This window comes from Ignatzschineria sp. 22MB058224, from assembly GCF_058188435.1.
The window spans coordinates 75,856-96,291 of the sequence record NZ_CP187366.1; the positions used below are offsets into that span (position 1 = coordinate 75,856).

At 38.0% G+C, this 20,436-nt stretch carries 20 protein-coding genes; 5 read left to right on the forward strand and 15 right to left on the reverse strand.

What is annotated here, in order from left to right:
• The first annotated feature begins 179 nt into the window (after positions 1 to 179).
• Both ACPF7B_RS00260 and ACPF7B_RS00265 read left to right on the forward strand, forming a co-directional pair.
• Positions 180 to 1,256, forward strand: coding sequence for an AI-2E family transporter (locus tag ACPF7B_RS00260; protein WP_490505639.1), 1,077 nt, complete (start codon positions 180 to 182; stop codon positions 1,254 to 1,256).
• 233 nt (positions 1,257 to 1,489) lie between these two features.
• Positions 1,490 to 2,548, forward strand: coding sequence for a YkvI family membrane protein (locus ACPF7B_RS00265; protein WP_490505640.1), 1,059 nt, complete (start codon positions 1,490 to 1,492; stop codon positions 2,546 to 2,548).
• A gap of 76 nt (positions 2,549 to 2,624) precedes the next feature.
• Here ACPF7B_RS00265 and ACPF7B_RS00270 read toward each other — a convergent pair whose 3' ends face one another.
• The 12 genes from ACPF7B_RS00270 to ACPF7B_RS00325 form a co-directional block, all read right to left on the reverse strand.
• Complete coding sequence (locus tag ACPF7B_RS00270; protein WP_490505641.1) at positions 2,625 to 3,176, reverse strand: GspH/FimT family pseudopilin; 552 nt, start codon at positions 3,174 to 3,176, stop codon at positions 2,625 to 2,627.
• 33 nt (positions 3,177 to 3,209) lie between these two features.
• Positions 3,210 to 3,503: a ComEA family DNA-binding protein gene (locus ACPF7B_RS00275; protein ID WP_490505642.1), complete on the reverse strand. Its 294-nt coding sequence runs from the start codon at positions 3,501 to 3,503 to the stop codon at positions 3,210 to 3,212.
• Positions 3,504 to 3,585: 82 nt separating this feature from the next.
• The gene (locus ACPF7B_RS00280; RefSeq protein WP_490505643.1) at positions 3,586 to 4,371 is read right to left on the reverse strand and encodes a segregation and condensation protein A; all 786 of its coding nucleotides are present in this window, start codon (positions 4,369 to 4,371) and stop codon (positions 3,586 to 3,588) included.
• A gap of 115 nt (positions 4,372 to 4,486) precedes the next feature.
• A complete protein-coding gene (gene trpS / locus ACPF7B_RS00285) occupies positions 4,487 to 5,494 on the reverse strand; it encodes a tryptophan--tRNA ligase (protein ID WP_490505644.1) in 1,008 nt (335 codons plus the stop codon).
• Between the two features lie 112 nt (positions 5,495 to 5,606).
• Positions 5,607 to 6,434, reverse strand: coding sequence for a tRNA pseudouridine(38-40) synthase TruA (truA, locus tag ACPF7B_RS00290; protein WP_490505645.1), 828 nt, complete (start codon positions 6,432 to 6,434; stop codon positions 5,607 to 5,609).
• Positions 6,435 to 6,455: 21 nt separating this feature from the next.
• Entirely contained in the window at positions 6,456 to 7,292 is an 837-nt protein-coding gene (locus tag ACPF7B_RS00295; RefSeq protein WP_490505646.1) for a MurR/RpiR family transcriptional regulator, read from the reverse strand.
• 12 nt (positions 7,293 to 7,304) lie between these two features.
• Entirely contained in the window at positions 7,305 to 8,285 is a 981-nt protein-coding gene (locus ACPF7B_RS00300) for a glucokinase (protein WP_490505647.1), read from the reverse strand.
• Positions 8,275 to 8,895 (reverse strand): ribosome biogenesis GTP-binding protein YihA/YsxC, encoded by a 621-nt coding sequence (gene yihA / locus ACPF7B_RS00305; RefSeq protein ID WP_490505648.1) that lies wholly within the window; start codon positions 8,893 to 8,895, stop codon positions 8,275 to 8,277. Before yihA ends, ACPF7B_RS00300 begins: the two co-directional genes overlap by 11 nt.
• Before the next feature lie 117 nt (positions 8,896 to 9,012).
• The gene (locus tag ACPF7B_RS00310; RefSeq protein ID WP_490505649.1) at positions 9,013 to 9,837 is read right to left on the reverse strand and encodes a symmetrical bis(5'-nucleosyl)-tetraphosphatase; all 825 of its coding nucleotides are present in this window, start codon (positions 9,835 to 9,837) and stop codon (positions 9,013 to 9,015) included.
• Positions 9,838 to 9,900: 63 nt separating this feature from the next.
• Positions 9,901 to 11,913 (reverse strand): tetratricopeptide repeat protein, encoded by a 2,013-nt coding sequence (locus ACPF7B_RS00315; RefSeq protein WP_490505650.1) that lies wholly within the window; start codon positions 11,911 to 11,913, stop codon positions 9,901 to 9,903.
• A gap of 165 nt (positions 11,914 to 12,078) precedes the next feature.
• A complete protein-coding gene (gene mutY / locus ACPF7B_RS00320; protein ID WP_490505651.1) occupies positions 12,079 to 13,248 on the reverse strand; it encodes an A/G-specific adenine glycosylase in 1,170 nt (389 codons plus the stop codon).
• A 130-nt stretch (positions 13,249 to 13,378) separates the two neighbouring features.
• The gene (locus ACPF7B_RS00325; protein ID WP_490505652.1) at positions 13,379 to 14,617 is read right to left on the reverse strand and encodes a uracil-xanthine permease family protein; all 1,239 of its coding nucleotides are present in this window, start codon (positions 14,615 to 14,617) and stop codon (positions 13,379 to 13,381) included.
• A 221-nt stretch (positions 14,618 to 14,838) separates the two neighbouring features.
• On the opposite strand from ACPF7B_RS00325, the gene purU reads away from it, so the two are divergent.
• A complete protein-coding gene (purU, locus tag ACPF7B_RS00330; protein WP_490505653.1) occupies positions 14,839 to 15,687 on the forward strand; it encodes a formyltetrahydrofolate deformylase in 849 nt (282 codons plus the stop codon).
• A 109-nt stretch (positions 15,688 to 15,796) separates the two neighbouring features.
• Here the strand turns inward: purU and fabB are convergent, their stop codons facing one another.
• The 3 genes from fabB to lpxL all read right to left on the reverse strand — a co-directional run bounded on the left by fabB (position 15,797) and on the right by lpxL (position 18,734).
• Complete coding sequence (gene fabB / locus ACPF7B_RS00335; RefSeq protein WP_490505654.1) at positions 15,797 to 17,017, reverse strand: beta-ketoacyl-ACP synthase I; 1,221 nt, start codon at positions 17,015 to 17,017, stop codon at positions 15,797 to 15,799.
• Between the two features lie 21 nt (positions 17,018 to 17,038).
• Positions 17,039 to 17,554, reverse strand: coding sequence for a 3-hydroxyacyl-[acyl-carrier-protein] dehydratase FabA (fabA, locus tag ACPF7B_RS00340; protein WP_490506473.1), 516 nt, complete (start codon positions 17,552 to 17,554; stop codon positions 17,039 to 17,041).
• Positions 17,555 to 17,822: 268 nt separating this feature from the next.
• Positions 17,823 to 18,734 (reverse strand): LpxL/LpxP family Kdo(2)-lipid IV(A) lauroyl/palmitoleoyl acyltransferase, encoded by a 912-nt coding sequence (gene lpxL / locus ACPF7B_RS00345; protein ID WP_490505655.1) that lies wholly within the window; start codon positions 18,732 to 18,734, stop codon positions 17,823 to 17,825.
• A 261-nt stretch (positions 18,735 to 18,995) separates the two neighbouring features.
• Between lpxL and ACPF7B_RS00350 the strand changes: the two genes are divergently transcribed.
• Positions 18,996 to 19,511, forward strand: a complete 516-nt coding sequence (locus tag ACPF7B_RS00350; RefSeq protein ID WP_490505656.1) for an LPS-assembly lipoprotein LptE — start codon at positions 18,996 to 18,998, stop codon at positions 19,509 to 19,511.
• Positions 19,512 to 19,519: 8 nt separating this feature from the next.
• Entirely contained in the window at positions 19,520 to 20,332 is an 813-nt protein-coding gene (gene folE2 / locus ACPF7B_RS00355; protein WP_490505657.1) for a GTP cyclohydrolase FolE2, read from the forward strand.
• Positions 20,333 to 20,436: the final 104 nt, after the last annotated feature.

The following is a 20,436-nucleotide window of genomic DNA, read 5'->3' on the forward strand; positions in this document are numbered from 1 at the left end:
ATTCACTATTATTTCGCAATGATAAACTTTGTGTTGCGATAGTGAGTAATGGGGAAAAAAATAGGTGTCTGTCAATAATTTGCGTAAAATAGCATTCAATATATTTTAATGAATGTCGAATCACTTATTTAGCTGTATTAAAGATTGGAATAGGATCGTCCACTTTTTTAGGAGTTTATATGCTTTTTAGTCGAGTAAATCGTTTAATCTTTTTCTGGATAGGGGTAATTTTAACGATCTACCTTATTCACCGTTTAGCATCAGTACTAATTCCTTTTTTAGTCTCATTTGGGTTGGCTTATCTTGGAAATCCATTAATTGAAAAAATTGAATCTAAAAATATTTCACGAGTTTGGGCCGTTAGTATCGTCTTTGTTGGATTAGTAATAATTCTAGCCCTACTACTTTTGGTGGTAATTCCACAACTGATTAATCAGATATTGGTATTTTTAGATAAAATCCCCACCTACTATTTTTGGGTACAAGATAATATCTTTCCAAGATTAAAGCATTATCTCTCGTTGGAAAGTCTTGAAATTAGTAAAGAGCAGGCGAGTCGAGCAATATCAAAATCATTAAATATTTTGGGTGAAATTACCTCGCGTATCGCACCTTCTATTAGCAGTTTAATATTGGGTGTTATCGGTTTCTTCGCGAGTTTAGTCTTAATTCCTATGATAACCTTCTATTTAATGCGTGATTGGGTATCGATCACTGATCAGATGGAGACATTGATTCCTCGTTCAATCTTTCCGCAAACTAAGGACTTTTTACATGAAGCAAACTTTATGCTCAGCAGCTTTTTACGAGGGCAATTGACGGTGATGTTTTGTCTAGCATGCATTTATGGTATTGGTCTGAGTCTTATTGGGGTTGAATATAGTTTAGTAATTGGATTAATTGCCGGTTTAATTAGCTTTATTCCATATATTGGTGCAACCTCAGGTGTGATTATGGGATTAGTTGTTGCTTGGTTCCAATATGGTACATTTACACATTTAGCACTCGTGGGTGTTGTCTTTGGTATCGGACAATTAATGGAGAGTTTCGTATTAACACCTAATCTTATTGGTGATAAGCTCGGAATGCACCCTATTGCAGTTGTTTTTGCATTGATGGTTGGAGGAAGCCTCTTTGGATTTGTCGGTATTTTATTGGCACTTCCGGTATGCGCTGTCTTGATGGTGGCTTTACGTAGACTGTATCACTGGTATGTCAATAGTGATTTCTATAAAGGAAAAGAGAAATCAGCATAGCATTAGCTTAATAGTGCTATTCGATGGATCGTGTGGAAGCCGGTACTTGGGTGCTGGCTTTTTTTATCCCTTCAGAAAAAACTTTCAGATAGAAAAACAGGAATTAAATCAATAATTTTCAGCAGTATCACCCTGAATTTATAAGATTTTCACTTTTATGTAGCATGTCAGTTGAAATGTGTGTTATTGATATAGGCACTATTACAAAATAATAAAAACAAGGAGGATTTTATATGTTTCATATTTTGCGAATTGCAAGCGCCTTTGTTGGAATCATTGTTGGCGCAGGTTTTGCTTCAGGGCAGGAGATATTGCAGTACTTTACTAGTTTTGGTTATATGGGAACGATCGGGGCGCTTGTTGCGACGCTACTTTTTGCCTATTTAGGAATGATGTTAACGCGTGTTGGAAGTATGATGCAGGTTCATTCTCATAGCGAAGCAATTTATAAGCTAAGTGGACGTTTTCTAGGTTTAATCATTGATATGATCTTAGTTTTAACGCTATTTGGTGTTGGCGTTGTAATGGTAGCTGGTGCAGGAAGTTTAGGTCAGCAGATTTTAGGCTTGCCCCCATTTATTGGTAGTTTGGTGATGACTGTTTTGATTATCTCTACTGTATTGATGCCGATTCAGCGAGTGATTAGCCTTATCGGTAGTATTACTCCTTTTCTAATTTTAGCACTAGCCGTGATCTGTATTTATAGCCTGTTCACCTATCAAAAAAGCTTTGCCGAATTAGAGCCGATTGCAACAAGCATTGAAACGTCACTACCTAATTGGTTTATCTCTGCTATTAATTATGTCTCTTTTAATATTGCTGTGGGCGCTGGAATGGCTTTAGTGATGGGGGGGAGTGAGAAGAATGTGAAGATTGCAACTTGGGGAGGTTTAATTGGTGGCTTAGGTGTTGGAGTATTAATTTTGATTGCGCATTTAGCTATTTTTTTAAAAGTGGATGTTGTTGGTACATTTCAATTGCCGCTTTTGCGTATTATTCAAGATATTTCCCCAATATTAGGAATCTGTATGGCGGTTGTTCTTTTTGGAATGATTTATAATACTGGTGTTGCAATGTATTATGCGTTTGTGGCGCGTTTTACTGTAATGCAGACAAAACGTTCTTATATCTTTGCAATTATTACTGGAATCGTTGGATTTATCGCAAGTTTTGTGGGTTTTACTGATCTGATTGCTTATTTTTATCCACTTATTGGCTACCTTGGATTATTGCTCATTGCTATTTTAATCTATGCTCCTTTTAAGTTGCGTAAGATAAAGCGTGCATCGTAGAAATGTAAGTTCCAATTATGTAAAAGTGATTGGAAGATCATGATTGTAGATATTAATATCTGATTAGGGGAGTAGCTTAACGGCAGCCCCCTTTTTTTATTTCGGTGCGAAAGAATCCATAAACATTAATAACCCATTGTGTGGTTTTTTGATTGTCGTTTTTTCTATGCTGATGGCATATTGTAAGACGACCATTGGGGAGTGAACGCCCCATACCATAGGCATATTGTCTATGGGGAGCAATATTAATCCCCCCACCGATATTGGTGCTTGAGAGAATATAAAATGGCGCGAATTTTTTCGGGGAGCTAAAACGGATGATGCGATCTAATGTAGGGGTAAATGTTTTATTATGATCAAAAAAGAGTAACCAACCTTGCCATTTTTCATCTTGATAATCGTTACATCGTTTACCGTCTGTTGAACCACAGATTGAAATTGAGTGATTAGTGATAGAAGCAAGATTTTTAGCAAATTGTAGGTCATTGGATAGCGTAAAGATCAATTCTTGCGCTAAAATATTTTCTTTTATAGTTTGATAGCTTGATGTGGCAAAAAAAGAGAGCAAGCTCATAATGGTCATCATGACTAATAACTCAATAATTGTAACGCCTTGCTCCCTATACATTTTGTTAATAAGATCTACCAATTATCACAAACTTTATTGTTCATTAGTCGGCTTATCGGTAAAAAGAAGAACCTCAATATTTTTTTCAATGGTTTTCTCTCCGATACCTTTTACCGCTAAAAGATCTTGTGCATTCTTAAAATCGCCATGTTCATTACGGTAATCGACAATTGCCTGAGCTTTTACCGGACCAATATCTTTGAGATTTTCAATAATAGTTGGTACATCTGCTGTATTAATATTGATAGGCTCTGCAAAAACGATTGATGTTATCGTCATGATTGCTAAAACTGTAAAGCTCAATAAACCTCTTAATAGTAGTATCATAGCTCCCTCCTTAACGGGATTGAAAATAATCAAGGAGCTATAATTTTAGGTTTTAAAAACGAAAAACGGTAAATCAAAAATATTAGGCAGATAGAGTAATATAAATCTCTTCGTAGGCGGCTTTTTGTTCAAGAATAATTTTTTGGTTTCGCGCAAGCTCAAGTAATGAAAGAAAGGAGATGGTAACACCGTAACGGCCTTCCTCTGGATTGAATAAGTTAGAGAAAGTTGTTGCCTCACTCCGGGAAAGACACTCTATAATTTGATTCATCCGCATCGTGATAGAAATTTTTTCTGACTCAACCTGATGTTTCTGTCGTAAATCTGCCCGCGCAAGGATTTTTTGAATGGCATTTACCAACTGTGATAATTCTACGGCCGGAGGAGGAGGCGAAATTTTAATATCAGGCGTTGCAGGCGATATTGGAAAAGTATCTCGATAAAGAATCGCTTCTTTGTTGAGAAGAATCGCAACCTCTTTATATTGTGCATAGATTTGTAATCGCCGAATTAACTCTTGGCGAGGGTCGAAATCTTCATCTTCGTCATTATCTGATTCGGGCATTGGTAATAAAATACGTGATTTAATTTCCGCAAGCCAAGCCGCCATAACTAAATATTCTGAAGCAAGCTCAAATCGTTCTGCCTCCAAATGTTTAATGTAGGCCATATATTGTTCGGTTATCTCTTTAATTGGGATATCGAGAATATCGAAGTTATTTTTTCGGATAATATGAAGAAGGAGATCAAGCGGTCCTTCGAACTGATCTAGCCAAATCTCAAAAGCATCTGGCGGAATAAAGAGATCAAGCGGAAGTTCAAGTTGCTCGCCTTTAAAGATCGCAGTATTATCGTGTTGTTCGCTCATGAGTTGGATTTAGCCTAAAATGGGATGTTTAATTCTACGATATTTTTCTGAAAGTAAAAGAAAAATCAAGAATACAAGAAATATATTCTTGATTTTTAAAATATCGAATTATCAATTAGACAAAGTTACGTAAACCAACAGCATCTTTAAGTTTCTCGAGCATTTCTCGGGCTGGGATACGAGCCTTAGTGGCACCTTCTTGTAAAATCTCTTCGATTTTTTCAGGGCTAGTCATTAGCTCATAATATTTTTCACGAGCGTCTTTTAACTCCTCATTAATAAGATTGAAGAGCATTTTTTTTGCTTCACCCCAGCCAATTCCATCAATAAATGCTTGGCGATAAGCAGAAACTTCCTCATTTGAAGCGAATGCACGATAAATCTCAAAGAGGTGGGAATTGTCTGGATCTTTTGGTTCCCCAGGTTCTAGTGAGTTCGTCACAATACGGTTAATTGATTTTTGTAATTGCTTTTCAGGTAAGAAAAGAGGAATTGTATTGTTATAAGATTTACTCATTTTACGACCATCAAGCCCTGGTAAGATAGCTGTCTCGTCATCGATCACCTCTTGCGGCATCACAAAAAAATCTTTTTTATAGATATGATTAAAGCGCTGTGCGATTTCACGGGCAATTTCTACATGTTGACGCTGATCGCTTCCAACAGGTACAAGATCGGCATTAAAGGTTAAAATATCTGCTGCCATTAAAACAGGGTAAGAGAATAGTCCCATTGTGATCCCTTTATCGGGATCATTTTCAGCGGCAATATTATCATCAATAGCCGCCTTATATGCGTGGGCACGATTCATAGTTCCTTTTGCCGTTACACAATTTAAAAGCCATGTAATTTGAGGAATCTCTTCGATATCGGATTGACGATAAAAAACGGCTTTGTCTGTATCAAGACCTAATGCTAGCCATGTCGCTGCGATTTCAAGACGCGATTGATTGACAAGCTCGGGATCTTGACATTTAATTAATGAGTGAAGATCCGCAAGGAAGAAGAATGTACGATCATGACTTTTACTAAGCTCAATTGCAGGGCGAATGGCGCCGGCATAATTTCCTAAGTGTGGGGTTCCTGTAGTACTAATTCCTGTTAAAACGGTCTTCTGTTTCATTGAATGATTCCTTTATATCAAAATAGAGAAATGCTATTGCAAAATAGTATTCTTAATTGTTCAGCCTAATATAGTAACGTATCAATCGTTTGAAATTCATTTTTTAGTATGATTATTTAACGATAAATTGTTTGTTATATTTGGAAAATTGCGGCGCAAGCTCTTTGGGGTATTCAACATTGTAAAGGAATAGCCCCTGTGGAGGTGCAGTAATGCCCCCTTTAGTTCGGTCGCGACTTTCTAGAACCTCTTTTACATAGTAAGGTTCCTCCTTTCCTAAGCCTACTTCTAAAAGCGTCCCAATAATGTTACGAACCATATTATGCAAAAAGGCGTTCGCTTTAATTTCCACTTCGATTATAGAACCATTTTGTTGAAAACGAATGTGGTGCATATTGCGAAACGGGGTGTTTGATTGGCAATCTGTTGAGCGGAAAGCTGAAAAGTCATGCTCTCCAATTAAAAATTGGCTAGCGGCTTCCATCTTCTCAATATTGAGTTCATGGTAACACCAATGTGTATAAAAGCGCTGAAGAGGACTTCGAAAAGGATGATTGAAAATTTTATAGCGGTATGTACGACTAATAGCGCTGAAACGGGCATGAAAATCCTCTTTCACCAGTACAATATCTTTAATAGCACAATCATCGGGGAGATTTGAATTAATACCTAAAAGCCATGAACGCTTTGAACGCGTAACACTTGTTTCGAAATGAATAACTTGGTTTAACGCATGGACGCCAGCATCCGTTCGTCCTGCACAAACAATTTTGACGGGTTCATTGGCGATAAAGCTGATTGCGCGTTCAAAGACGCCTTCAATTGAGCGGACAGGCGGGTTTAATTGTTTTTGCCAGCCTTTAAAATCACGGCCGTCATATTCTAGTAAAATGGCATATTTTTGACGAAGGTGTTGTTCTGAAGAATGCTCAATATCCATAAATGTCCCTATTAACCAGTATTACTCTTTGATACGTTTAGAATCGATAATCTTAAGGGAATTTTCCATCGCAATACGGAATTCAGGACCTTTTTTAAGTGCTAATGTTACGAGCAGGATATCTACAATCGCTAAATCGGCAAGGCGTGAAATCATTGGCATATATTCAGATGTATCTTCTTTAGTGCCTGATTCTAAAATAACTGTCGCATGAAAACTTAGCGGGGAGTTTTTGGGTGCAAGCGCAATGACCGCGGCGCCATTTGAGAGTGCTAAGTCCGCAGAGTCAATAACATCTTGACTTTTCCCTGTATGGGATACTGCAATCATCACATCTCTAGAGGTTAAAAGACTTGCAGCTAAGCTATGAACATGATGATCCGTATATGCAGATACCGGGATTCCAACTCGAAGTAATTTTTGCTGTATATCATTTGCTACAACGCCTGAAACACCATGTCCAATACACATTACTTGATTTGCATGTTCAAGAAGCCCTATCGCTTTATCAAGATCATCCTCCTTGAGGTAGTTCTTCATGTTAAGTAAAGCCGCGCTCGATTGGTCGATCAGTTTTGTAATAATGCTTGAGGTTGAATCATGAGGAGAGATACTGCCATGAACAAACGGGACACCAGATTGTAAACTCTTTGCAAGAAGCTGCTTAAAGGTATGAAATCCTTCGTAATTAAGCGCATGACAAAATCGCATAATAGTCGGTTCAGAAACTCCTGCTTTTTCGGCAAGAGCACTAATTGAAAGGTCAACGGCTTCATTGGGGTGATTCAGTACCCAGTCCGCAACTTTGGCCTCAGATTTACGAAGATTATGATAATTATTTTGAATGTGGGATAGCATAATTCGCTCCTTTTATAGATACCGAGGTAGTAGCTGTTGAAGGCCAATTAATGTTGCATAAGGATGCGTGATGATAAATGTGGGAATCGCTTCTAAGAGTTCTTTAACGGAGATTTTATTTATAAAACAGTCGCGAAAAGATGAATATTGAATGAAATCTGCAAAGCGAGGCGCAAAACCACCGCCAATATAAACGCCTGCGTTAGCGCCGGTTGTTGTGGCAATATTTCCTGCAGTATTACCGAGCATCATGCAGTAGCGGTTAAGTACCTCGATAGCAAATGGTTCTTTATGATTGATTGCAGCCGTTAAAAGCCCTTTAGGAGTTTTTTCAAAGGTGATTTCTTTGTGATGAATATCTGCAAGTAATTCAATTAAACGTGTGATTCCTTCTTTACAAGCAAGAAAATCTTCATTAATAACGGGTCGATTGAGTTGCTTTTGTGCGATCTTTATTAGTTCAACTTCTTCTAAATCCTGCGGTGCATAGAGGGCTTGCCCACCTTCAGAAGGAATAGAAAAATTCCCCAATTCTGATTGAATGTTCAGCGCTGTGCCAAATCCTGTACCTGTGCCGATCACTACACGTGTTTGCAGCCCAGAAGGAATAGTCGCGGCAGAGGAAGTGCCAATTGTTCTAAGATCATTATTAGAAAGATATTGCAAAGAGGAGGAGAGCGCTTCAAAGTCATTAATAAAAGTGACTTTACCATTAAATGTTTTGGCGATATCTTGCTGACTAAAATTCCAGTGGATGTTTTTAAGATTGAGTTGATCACCTGTAATGGGTGCCGCAACAGCAATAAGAATGTGATCAGCTTCCTCTTCACCCAAATCTGCGAGATAGGCCAAAATAACTTCTCTTGGTGAATCAAAGTTATGGGATGTATAGGTTTTTACATTCCGTACTGCTTGGTATTCATCAATAAATGCAAGCCGGGAGTAGGTTGCCCCCATATCTGCAACAATGACTCGTGGTTCTTTACGATTCATGGTGATTTACCCATTCTCCTAAATAATGTAATGCTTCTTTTAGACCAATTTCAGGTTTTGTAGAAGAGAAAAGTTGCACGGTAATCGGATTTGTAAACTCGCCTTCTATCGCTTTGCGAACTTTAAAAAGTGCATTATTGGCTTCACTTTTACTGAGCTTATCTGCTTTTGTTAATAATATATGTGTTGGAAGTTCCTGAAATTCGCACCAATGGAGCATCTGCTTATCTAAATCTGTGAGTGGATGTCTTGAATCCATGAGCATGACAAGTGCATCGAGTTGTTTACGCTCTTCAAAATAGCCTTGGAGGATTTTCTGCCAGTGTTCACGCATTGGTAAGGGAACTTTTGCATAGCCATAACCTGGTAGGTCAACAAGGTAGAGGCCTTCTTTTATTTCAAAGTAATTGATTAATTGTGTGCGGCCCGGTGTCTTACTTGTTCGAGCAAGACCTTTTTGTCCCGTAATAAGATTTAATGCACTCGATTTACCCGCATTAGATCGACCAGCAAACGCAATTTCAGCAAAACTATCTTCCGGGAGTTGGCTTAAACTATTAGCACTTGTTTTAAAGGTCGTTTTTCTCAATAAACCCCGAATGTCTTGCATTGCGTAACCTCTTTATAAACTGTATGGAATAACGGGGCATTTTACCTTTTATTCCTTAAAAAAGCATTAAAGCACGTAATAAACTTGAGCAAAGTCGCTTCCATGGTATGTAATTGCTTAATTTTTTCTTGAAGGTACAGAAATTAATCTTGGATCTTGATGATCTAGTTTTAGCATCGTAAGATTGCCGCCCCAAACGCAACCAGCATCTAAACAGAGTGTATTATTTTCATCGTGAATACCTAGACTTGCCCAATGCCCATATAAAATTTTTGTCTTTTTATGAAGGGGACGTTCAAACTTAAACCACGGTAGCATAATCGTAGGATCATATTCTTCGCGTTTATTTTCAAAATCCATGGAGAGATCAAGGTGTAGATACCGCATACGTGTAAAGTAGTTAATAATTACCCGAATACGATCTAGGTCTTCTAAAGATTCGCTCCAGGCACTAGGATAATTCCCAAACATTTGTGCCATAAGCGTTAAATAGGATTCCTTTGAAGATTGTTCAAGGATTTCATGAATTTCATTATTTAGTGAGAGAGCTTCCTCAATACTCCAAAATGGTGGGATACCGGCATGTGCAATAGCGATATCAAATTCATCAATATATCGCATTAAAGGTTGTTTGCGGAGATACTCTTGGATATCAATGGATTGGGGGCTATCTTTTAGTAAATTATAGGTATCGCCACGGCGAAGCTTGGTTTTTTCAGCTGCATACACAAGATAGGAGAGATCATGATTTCCAAGGACAGGGAAGATTGATGTTTGGTGTTCCATTAAATACTGAATGACATCCAATGATTTAGGGCCACGGTTAATGAGATCGCCGACAAGATAGAGTTGATCTTCTTGATGGTCAAATTGTACCTTTTTAAGTAAGCTTTTAAACTCATCAAAACAGCCATGAATATCGCCCATTACATAAATTGCCATAAAATTCCCCTATGAAAAATATTTAAAGAGAGGCTGAACCTCTTTAGTATGATGAATTCTTTCTTAAAGCTGAGGGTTGCTTCTTTCGATATAATCCATGATCTCAATAAGCCCATTAATTTCCGCATCTGCAGCCCAAGGATAAGTCACTATTCGTTCAGCATCGATATCAGTGCGATTAGCTGTACGGAGATAATCTAAAACATCTTCTTCATTTTCACCCTGTAAAAGTGCTAATGCCACAGTAAAATAAGGCACTGCCCGCTCATGTTCATTAGTTGATGTAAAGTAATAAATTAGATCAAATACTGCTGGCAAAGAGTAGTAATGAGGCATGAAACGATTTTTAGTAATGCTGAAGTTGATGTTGCCTAATGCGGCGTTATAAAAGTGTAGTGATTCATCATATTCTTTGAGCTGGAGATAGGTCCACCCAAGCATTGATTGTGTTCGCCCCCAATTATAGTAATCGGGAGAGGTTGCGTGTTCATGAGTGTCTAATTTAAAGAGCAGTATCTCTTTTGCTTTCTCATATTCTTTAAATTTGAGATAGAAAATCGCATAGTTTTCAAGTGCAAGAATCGTGCGGATATCATCGGTTGTAAGATATTGCAAATCGAGTGCTAGCGCCGCTTTATAATTAGCATCAGCACGATCGAAGTCATTTACTGTTTCATAGAATACCGCTAAATTCCGAAGAACATTCGTGTATTGAGGAGAATATGGATGGTTCTCTAAAATAGTTTTTGCGCGTGTTAAGAGCTCATAAATTACAATACGCTCGTAGGTCATATCAAATGTCCATACGAGTTTTACCAAAATATCAGCAATCTCAAGGTCATATCCAGGATAGATTTCATAAATATCGAGCGCATTCGTATATTGAAAGCGCGCTAAATAGGGGTTATCTTCTAAATCTGCCAGTTTCACTAAAGCTTTTGCATGAAGAGGAGAACTTTTTTCAGTCGAGGTTAATTTTACGGACTGAATATAGTATTGACGTGCCTTAATAGGATCATCTGCCAGCAGATAGTAATCGCCGGTTGTTAGAAGCATTTCTACTTGGTTAACTAAGGTTGCATCAGTAAAACCTGGAAGCATGGGATCATTTTTTACATCTATCTCGGGCTCTTCAGGGTAAGGGTATGTCTGTGCGATAACATCGCTCTCATCTTCTTCTAGATAGTCTGTGTACTGATTATCATAATAACTTTCTGCACTACCGGTTTCACCGTAATAGTCATCTTCAGAAAAACTTAAAGAACCATCAATTTTATCGACATGCTTCATAATCGAGAGTTCATTATTATGAGTATTATCTTTGCTCACTTTAGTGACAGGTTCTTCGATAATCTCATTTTTTCGATGTGGAAAGAGCGTAAAAACTAAATAATTTCCCAGTTTATTTTCTTGTAAAGCTTTAAGTGCAGGACTGAGATTGATAATAGGTGATTCGCTATTGAGCGTTAGTTTATCGAGAGTGTCTGAAACTTCGGTTATTTCGTCAATATGATCAATAGCATTTTCAGATAACTTGCTTTTTTGAGCAATAATATCTGAAATTGTGTCATGGATATTTTCTGTAGTGGCAATATCAATAATTTCTGGTTCATGCCCCTTCATTGCAGTAATACTGGGGATTTTTTCGTGATCTAATAGCTTTTTTATCATATAGAGCCGGCTAGCAACGCCTAAGTTCATTGGCAATAGATCAGTCGCATCTGGCATTGTCGTTGTATCGACGTCTTCAAGTTCTTCAAAAGGCACAGATTGTAAGGAGATCTTAGGCATTTGAACGACTATTTCATCTCCGCCTTTATTGGTCGGCGTAGATTGTAATAAAAGCTCGGGAAGAATGAGGATATGATTATTTTTTTTCTCTTTTGAGGAGGTTATAGTGCTTTGATAAGATTCAAGAGCGATTGAGAGAAGAGAGATAGATGGACGCTCATTGCTACTTTCTAATGCTTTAGCAAATGAGTGTAGGAGCGCAAGATAAATCATTGTCACTACTAGTAGGAAGTAACGTAGCTGGTGCAACAGATGCATAATTTTGTGCAACAGGGAATGATTCATAAGTCGCTCAACCTTTGATAAGAGTTTAACGGGAAAGATTTGATAATAATGCTTGTTAGTATACAACAGAAGCGTTATGCAAAAAAGAGAGCGTGTACGCTTGTAAAGTGTTAACTATCTGTTTTTATGAATAAACAAATTTTCCTTCATATTTGAAGAATGGGTTTACATAAAATATTTTTCAAAAAGATCTGCAATGGGTTTAGGCGCAGGGTATTGTTGTAAGTCTACTTTACGTACCCATCGATAGCGATCTTTTTGTTCAAACTTTAAGAGAATCATTAATTCAGGATAATCTTCCACAGAAATTTCAAATACTGATGCATTGAGCCGATAGTGACTAAATTGATGCTCGAAGTTTGTGACAGCTTTTCGTTTTTGAAGGCTTTCAAGCGTCTGATTTTTCAGTAGAGAACTCGATTTTTGTTGCGTATTTCGTCCTTTTAGAAGCAGCTCAGGTAATGAGTAGAGGTTCCCCCATATCCCTTTTTCTGGGCGTTTTTCTAAAAGAATCTCGTTTTTAGTATTTCTAAGTATGAAGAACGCCACAGATTCTGTAGGATTTGCTTTTTGGGGAGATTTAGCTGGAATATCCGTTACTTTTTGAAGCTGAAAACTGGTGCAGATATTTTTTAAAAAGCATCTATCACATTCCGCTTTGAGTTTACATAAAGTGGCACCAAAATCCATTATTGCTTGGGTATAATCCGCAGGGTTTTGATGACATAAAAAGACCTCACTGATTGGTTTTAATCGTTTGTCGAGCTCTTTACGTGGAGCGGTTATGCCCGTAATTCTTGCTAAAACCCGACGAACATTGCCATCTAATATTGCATAGGGAAGATTAAATCCTTGTGCTAAAATTGCGTTTGCCGTGGTTGTCCCAATACCTTTGAGGGAGTGAATTGACTCAAAATCAGGTGGAATGATGCCATCGAATTTTTCTACGAGTTGCTTTGCCGCGGCATGTAGATTTCTTGCCCTTGAATAATATCCTAATCCTTGCCAAAGTTTTAATACAGCTTCTTCATTAGCTGAAGCGAGATCTTCCGGGGACGGAAATGTCTTCATAAACAGCTCAAAATATGGCAGGACAGTTGCTACTTGTGTTTGCTGTAACATAATCTCAGAAATCCAGATGCGATAGAGATTTATTTTTTTGGAAAACCGCTTTTGCGGTTTCCATGGCAGATTATGGCGGCCTTCACGTTCAAACCATTCGAGTAGGCGTTCTTGGAAAAAACGAATTTGTTTCGCAGTAACAGGTGCTAAAAGTGTCGTATCTTGCGAAATAGACTCTAAAAGCTCGGATGTAAGTGGATTTAACGAAGACATAGCATTTTTTATCAGAATAGAATTGCTAAATTGTAATCAATAAATACTTTTCTGCCTATTTAAAAAGCCCTAGTGGGCTTTTTAAATAGGCTGTGGAGTTTTTATAGCTTTGGTTATAGATGAAAAAATCTTATAGATCTACTTCAGGTTCTTCTGACTTTTCAACTTTGGGATGCGGTAAAATCAAATTAAGGACAATGGCAAGTACTGAAGCTAAACCAACGCCCGCAAATGGAAAACTACCAATTTGAATTGTATAACCGCCAACGCCAGTTATAAGCGTTGCACTGACAATGACTAAATTTCGAGGAATAGTGATATCAACTTTTGCATCGATTAATGCCTTAAGACCAAGACTTGCAATTGTTCCAAAAAGAAGGATCATAATTCCGCCCATTACAGGTAGTGGAATAGAGTTTAAGAAGGCGTTAAATTTCCCGAAAAAGGCCATGACGATGGCGAAGATTGCGGCATAGGTCATGATAATAGGCTTATCATTTTTAGTAATCATTACTGCTCCGGTAACCTCTCCATAAGTTGTTACAGGTGGCCCACCAATAAGGCCGGCAACACAGACCCCTAAACCATCGCCGGCTAATGTTTTATGGAGTCCTGGATTTGTCGCATAATCTTTACCAGTTACTTTTCCAATGGCCATGATACCGCCGATATGTTCAATTGCAGGGGCAATTGCCACGGGGAGCATAAAGAGTGCAGCCATCCAGTTCACTTCGGGTGTTACAAAGTGGGGAATTTTAAACCAAGGTGCATCTATGACAGGTGCAAAATCGACTAATCCCAGACATGCCGCAACGGTATAACCTACTGCAATACCTAAAAGAATTGGTACAAGACGTAAGAAACGTTTACCAAACATTGTGACTAAAACAGTTGTTGCAAATGTCAGTGCAGACACAATGATTGATAATTTGTAATCGATAATTTGTTCACCATTTGATAACCCCATTGCCATCTGAGTCGCGACAACTGCAACAGAAAGCCCAATCACAATAATCACCGGACCAATCACGACAGGTGGAATAAGTTTATGAACACTATCGATACCTTTTAATTTAATGGCAGCAGCGAAGACAAAATACATAAAGCCGGCGGCAAAGAGTCCGAAGAATGTTGCACCCATTCCCCACGTGCTAATTGAGAAGATGATTGGGGCGATAAATGCAAAAGAAGAGCCCAAAAAAATTGGTACCTTCCATCCCGTTAACATTTGGAAAAGAATAGTACCAATACCTGCACCAAGAAGTGCCATGGATGGGTTCAGCCCAGTCAGAAGCGGGACAAGAACCATTGCACCGAACGCGACAAAGAGTATTTGTAGCCCGGCAATAGCATTATGAAAAACTTGCATATATTGCTCCGAAGAAATGGAAGAGATGAAAAACTGTAGGGGATTATAGCAGGAATTTTTTATCAAAGATGAGTTTAAAGCAGAGATTTTGAAGTCTTTCTACATTTTTAGATTTGAGAAGTTGTTTTATTTATCTTTTTTTGAGATATTCTTAATCCTAAAAAGAGATGTTGGTTTTATTGTATTTTAAGAAGATTGATTTTTACAGATAAAGGGTTTTTATGAAGATGTATCGTTTGGTGATGTCTTGTCCCGATGGTGTTGGGATTGTAGCGGCAGTCAGTCAGTTTTTAGCTGCTAACGGCGGTTGGATTATGGAGGCGAATCATCATTCAGATCTTGAAACAGGTCGATTTTTTATGCGCCATGTAATTAAAGCGGAAACACTCCCTTTCGATATTGATGAGTTTTCAAAACGTTTTGCACCTATTGTAGAGCAGTTCTCTTTAGACTGGCGTATTGTTGATACCTCAAAAAAACATCGTGTTATGTTAATGGCTAGTAAAGAAGCGCACTGTTTGGTGGATATTTTATCGCGTTGGCATGCGGATGAATTAGAGTGTGAAATTGTTGGGGTAATTTCTAACCATGAAGATTTAAGAAGTATGGTGGAATGGTATGGAGTTCCATATCACTATGTGCCGGTGGATAGCCAAAATAAAGCGCCTAGCTTTGCGCAAGTAAATGAAATTATTGATGCATCAAATGCGGACACAATTGTTTTAGCTCGTTATATGCAGATTATTCCTCCAAATTTATGTGAAAAGTATCGCTACCAAATTATTAATATTCATCACAGCTTTTTGCCATCTTTTATTGGAGCAAAGCCGTACCATCAGGCGGCAGTTCGAGGGGTAAAACTCATTGGGGCGACATGCCATTATGTGACTGAAGAGCTCGATGCAGGTCCTATTATTGAGCAAGACGTCATTCGTGTCTCACATGCTGATTCTGTAAAAGATATGGTACGACGAGGGAAAGATATTGAAAAAATTGTGCTGTCTAGAGGATTGCGTTATCACTTAGAAGATCGAGTGATTGTTCAAGGGAATAAAACAGTCGTATTTTAAATTGGCAAAAGAGTATAAATTTAGATTTTGATTAAATAAAAAACCGCATCTCTTATTTCGAGATGCGGTTTTATGTGTTTTCAAATGTTCTTGATCTACTTCAGAATCATTAATCCTTATAGCGACTAAGAACTAATGCGGAGTTTGTGCCGCCGAAGCCAAAGCCATTGTTAAGCACATTATCAATTTTTGCATTATCAATACGCTTACGCACAATTGGGAAGTCTGCAAGTGCAGGGTCGATTTCATCAATATGTGCACTTTCAGTAATGAAATTATTTTGCATCATCAATAAGCTATAAATTGTTTCATTAACACCAGCTGCGCCAAGAGCATGACCTGTTAATGATTTAGTTGAGCTAATATGCGGAATTTTATCACCAAATACGCGACCAATTGCTAATAATTCAGGTGTGTCGCCTGCAGGTGTGGATGTGCCGTGAGTATTGATGTAATCGATTTCACCATCGAAATTTTCAAGAGCCATACGCATACAGCGCTCAGCGCCTTCACCGCTTGGTGCAACCATGTCATATCCGTCAGAGGTAGCACCATAACCTGTAATTTCAGCATAAATTTTCGCACCACGTTTTAGCGCATGTTCAAGCTCTTCAACAACAACAATACCGCCACCGCCAGAGATCACAAAACCATCGCGATCTTTATCATAGGCGCGTGATGCAACTTCTGGGCGGTCATTGTATTTTGATGACAATGCGCCCATTGCATCAAACATTGCGCTCATATATGGATGAAGCTCTTCACCACCACCGGCAAATACCATATCTTGTTTGCCAAGTTGAATTTGCTCATAGGCATTACCAATACAGTGAATGGAGGTTGCACATGCCGAACTGATAGAGTAGTTAACACCTTTTATCTTAAAGGGTGTTGCTAAACATGCAGATACAGTTGAACCCATAGTTCGTGTGACCATATATGGGCCGATACGCTTGGTGGCATTGTTTTTACGTAATATATCGATACTGTCGATCTGGTTTTTTGTAGAGGCACCACCAGAACCAACAATAAGTCCAGTGCGAGGATTTGAAACCTCTTCCTCTGTTAATCCAGCGTCTTCAATTGCTTGTTGCATTGCGAGATAGGCATATGCCGCAGCATCAGCCATAAAACGGAAATGTTTACGATCAATTTGTGATGCTAGATCAACATTAACCGGTCCATGTACTTGAGAACGGAATCCTAAATCCGCCATCTCTTGAGAAAACTTGATTCCAGATTGAGTATTGAGGAGTGATTGTAAGACCTCATCTTTGTTATTGCCAATACTCGACAAAATTCCAAGGCCTGTAATAACAACACGTTTCATTAATAATATTCCTCCAGAAATTTAGAAGTTGTCTGTTTGTGTGAAAAGACCTACTTTAAGATCTTCCCCAACATAGATTTCTTTGCCGTCAACTTCCATTGTTGCGTCAGCAATTCCCATCGTTAATGATCTTAAAATAACACGCTTCATATGGATGTTGTAGGTGATTTTTTTAGCGGTTGGCAACACTTGTCCGCTGAATTTTACATTGCCAGCACCAAGAGCGCGTCCACGCCCTTTACCGCCCATCCATCCAAGATAAAATCCGACCAATTGCCACATTGCATCAAGTCCAAGGCATCCTGGCATGACGCTATCGCCAATAAAATGGCAAGGGAAGAACCAAAGATCAGGATTTAAATCGAGTTCTGCTGTAATGGAGCCTTTACCATATTTCCCACCTTTTTCAGTAATTGAGATAATACGATCAACCATTAACATTGGTGGCATTGGAAGCTGAGCATTGCCTTCGCCAAAAAGATTGCCTTTTGCGCATTCAATTAACTCATCATATGTAAAACTCGATTGTGTTGTAATTCTCGTCACGTCTTATAGATCCTATATATGTTATTTAACATTTGTTGGGTGATGCCTGATCTAATCAGGCAGTAATACCATTTTTTGTTCGATATTTAATATTTATAAAAATAATTTTTAACCTGAGATTATACCTAAAAATAATTCAAGATGGATGCTTTCATTGTAAAAAATACTTTTTATGTAATATTTCTGGCTCATTTTCAATGAGCTAAAGTGAAGAAATGTGTAGGAGTGAGAGAGTAAACTTTATTTGAATTATATGCCTTCATAGATTTATATAAAGATCGTCTTCTCCATCTGGCCGTGTTTTAAAGCGACGATGTGCCCATAAATATTGTTCTGGTGCATCTAAAATCCATTGTTCAAACATTTGATTAATTCTTCGTGTGTCTTGCTCTAAGTTATTTGTAGGGAAGTCATTAAGTACAGGCATAATCTTAATATGGTAACGATTGTTTTTACGAATGACATAGTAAGGAAGTGCAGATGCTTTTCCAAGACGACATATCGTTGAGGTCGCTGTAATTGTAAGTGCTTTTACACCAAAAAAAGGTACAAAAACATGATCGGTACTGCCATAGTTTTGATCGGGGGCATACCAGATAAGATCGCCTTGTCGAAGTAATTTAATCATTCTGCGCGTCTCATCACGGGTAATAGGCTCTAGTCCCGATTGTTCAAAACGACCTTTATATTGTACATACTCATAATATTCATTTTCATGAGGGCGATACATTCCACGGACTTTTGTTTTAAAAGAGATCGCTCTTCCGCCAAGTTCTAGGGGGGTCATATGTAGTGTTAATAGAAGCGCCCCCTTATTGCTCGCTTCATAGTCTGTTAGATTTTCAAGACCTTCATAAACAAGATATTTTTCAAGCTGTTTTTGTGGCATATACCAAGCAATAATAACTTCAAAGATTGCCATTCCCATTGAAATAAAGTTTTCTTTAACAAGTTTTTGTTGTTCACTTGCAGTGAGCTCTGGAAAGCAAAGCTCAATATTACGTCTGATGATTTTCTTGCGACTCTTTGCAACATAATAGGAGATTCGCCCTACGATTCGCCCTAAAAAGAGGAGAAAAGGAAGCGGTAGACGAGCGGCAATTTTTGCTAAAAAAATACCAAAAGCAAGGAGTTTATGATCGGAGGCTTTTGGTGGTTTAATTTTCTGCATACATCATTAATTTTCTTTAAAATGGTGCTGAATTATACCATTTTTCATATATTTTTTGTTTCAAAGTGTTTTTTTCTTATACAAAACAGCTATTCATGCCCAGGTAGGATAATCGTTAAGGTTTTTATTAATGGGATTTATTCTCATGGTGCTGTAAAATTGGCAAAGAATTAAGTAGTTTCTATTTCGATTACTGAAAGAGATGATGCAAACTTTGATTTCGATCAAGTTTTTTTGTACTCTAGTTAAAGGTTTTTTAGCATGCAATTAACGCATAAAATGAGATATTTTTTAATATTTAGCTTACTGACACTGCTTGCAGGATGTGGTTTTCATCTTCGTGGAAATGTGTCTATACCGAGTCAGTATAAAACAGCTTTTCTTATAACTAATGAACCCGCTTATTCAGTTGATAGTGTTGCTTTTTATGTGAAAAGAGGGCTTCGTTCTCAGCTAGATTTTGTTGAATCTAGAGAAAAAGCAGATCTCGTAATTGATATGGATGAAGTTTATGGGGCTCGTATTACTGCTAGTAATTCGACCGGGCAATATCGATCTTATACGACGGATTTAATTGCAAGGATTGCCATCTATGATAATTCAGGGAAAACAATATTCCCACGTGAGAGTTTTTCAAGCTCACAGGATTTTTCTCTCAATGAACGTGATCCACTTGCAAAATCAACTGCTGAAGAAGCAATAAAAGGTGAGCTAGCCAAAGATATCAGTGATGCATTTATTAGAAGACTACAATTAAAAATGAGAATAATAAAATAGGAGCCATTGTGGGTAATAACCAATTTTCCACTATTAAAGATGTACAAGCGTATCAAGATGAACGTGATGTTGAAATTTCACAGGTTGGTATTAGTGGGTTGCGGCTACCGCTTTTTTTTGAGAATCAGGGATTCGCACAGCATACGGTTATGGATGCCGCTTTTACGGTAACGCTTCAAAAAGAGCGAAAAGGGACGCATATGTCACGCTTTATTGAAGTATGGGATCAGCAAAAAAAACCTCTCTCACTAAATGGCATTGGTGGGCTTTTAAAGGATCTTCAGAAAAAATTAGATGCAGAAAATGCGCAAGTTAATATAAAATTCCCGCTCTTTTTTGAACGAGAAGCCCCGGTTTCAAAGGCAAAAAGTAAAATGGACTTTGAGTGTGAAATCTGGGCAGAATCAGGCAAAGAGGCAGCGAAAGATCGCTATATTTTAAAGTTGATGGCACCTGTTACAAGCCTATGTCCTTGCTCAAAGGAAATTTCAGAATTTAGTGCGCATTCTCAGCGCTCGCATTTGACAATTGAATTGGTGATGAAAGATTTTTCGGCTTTTGAGTCTCTTGATATCGATATGCTGTTACGGGAGATGGAGTCGGTAGGCTCTTCGCGTCTTTATCCTCTTTTAAAGCGACCTGATGAAAAATATGTAACGGAAATGGCTTATAAAACACCTCGTTTTGTAGAAGACTTGGTGCGTGATTTAGTGGTATATCTGCGTGAAAGAACCGATTTACAATCATTTTCGGTGCAGTCGGAAAACTTTGAATCGATTCATAATCATCAAGCGTATGCAAAGGTAAATTACCGATTTTAATCTTGAAAAATTATAGCAATATGAGAGACCCTAATGATTTATAAGAGAAGTCATTAGGGTTTACTTTTTGTTATTATAAGATGATTAAAAAGAGTCTTAATGAC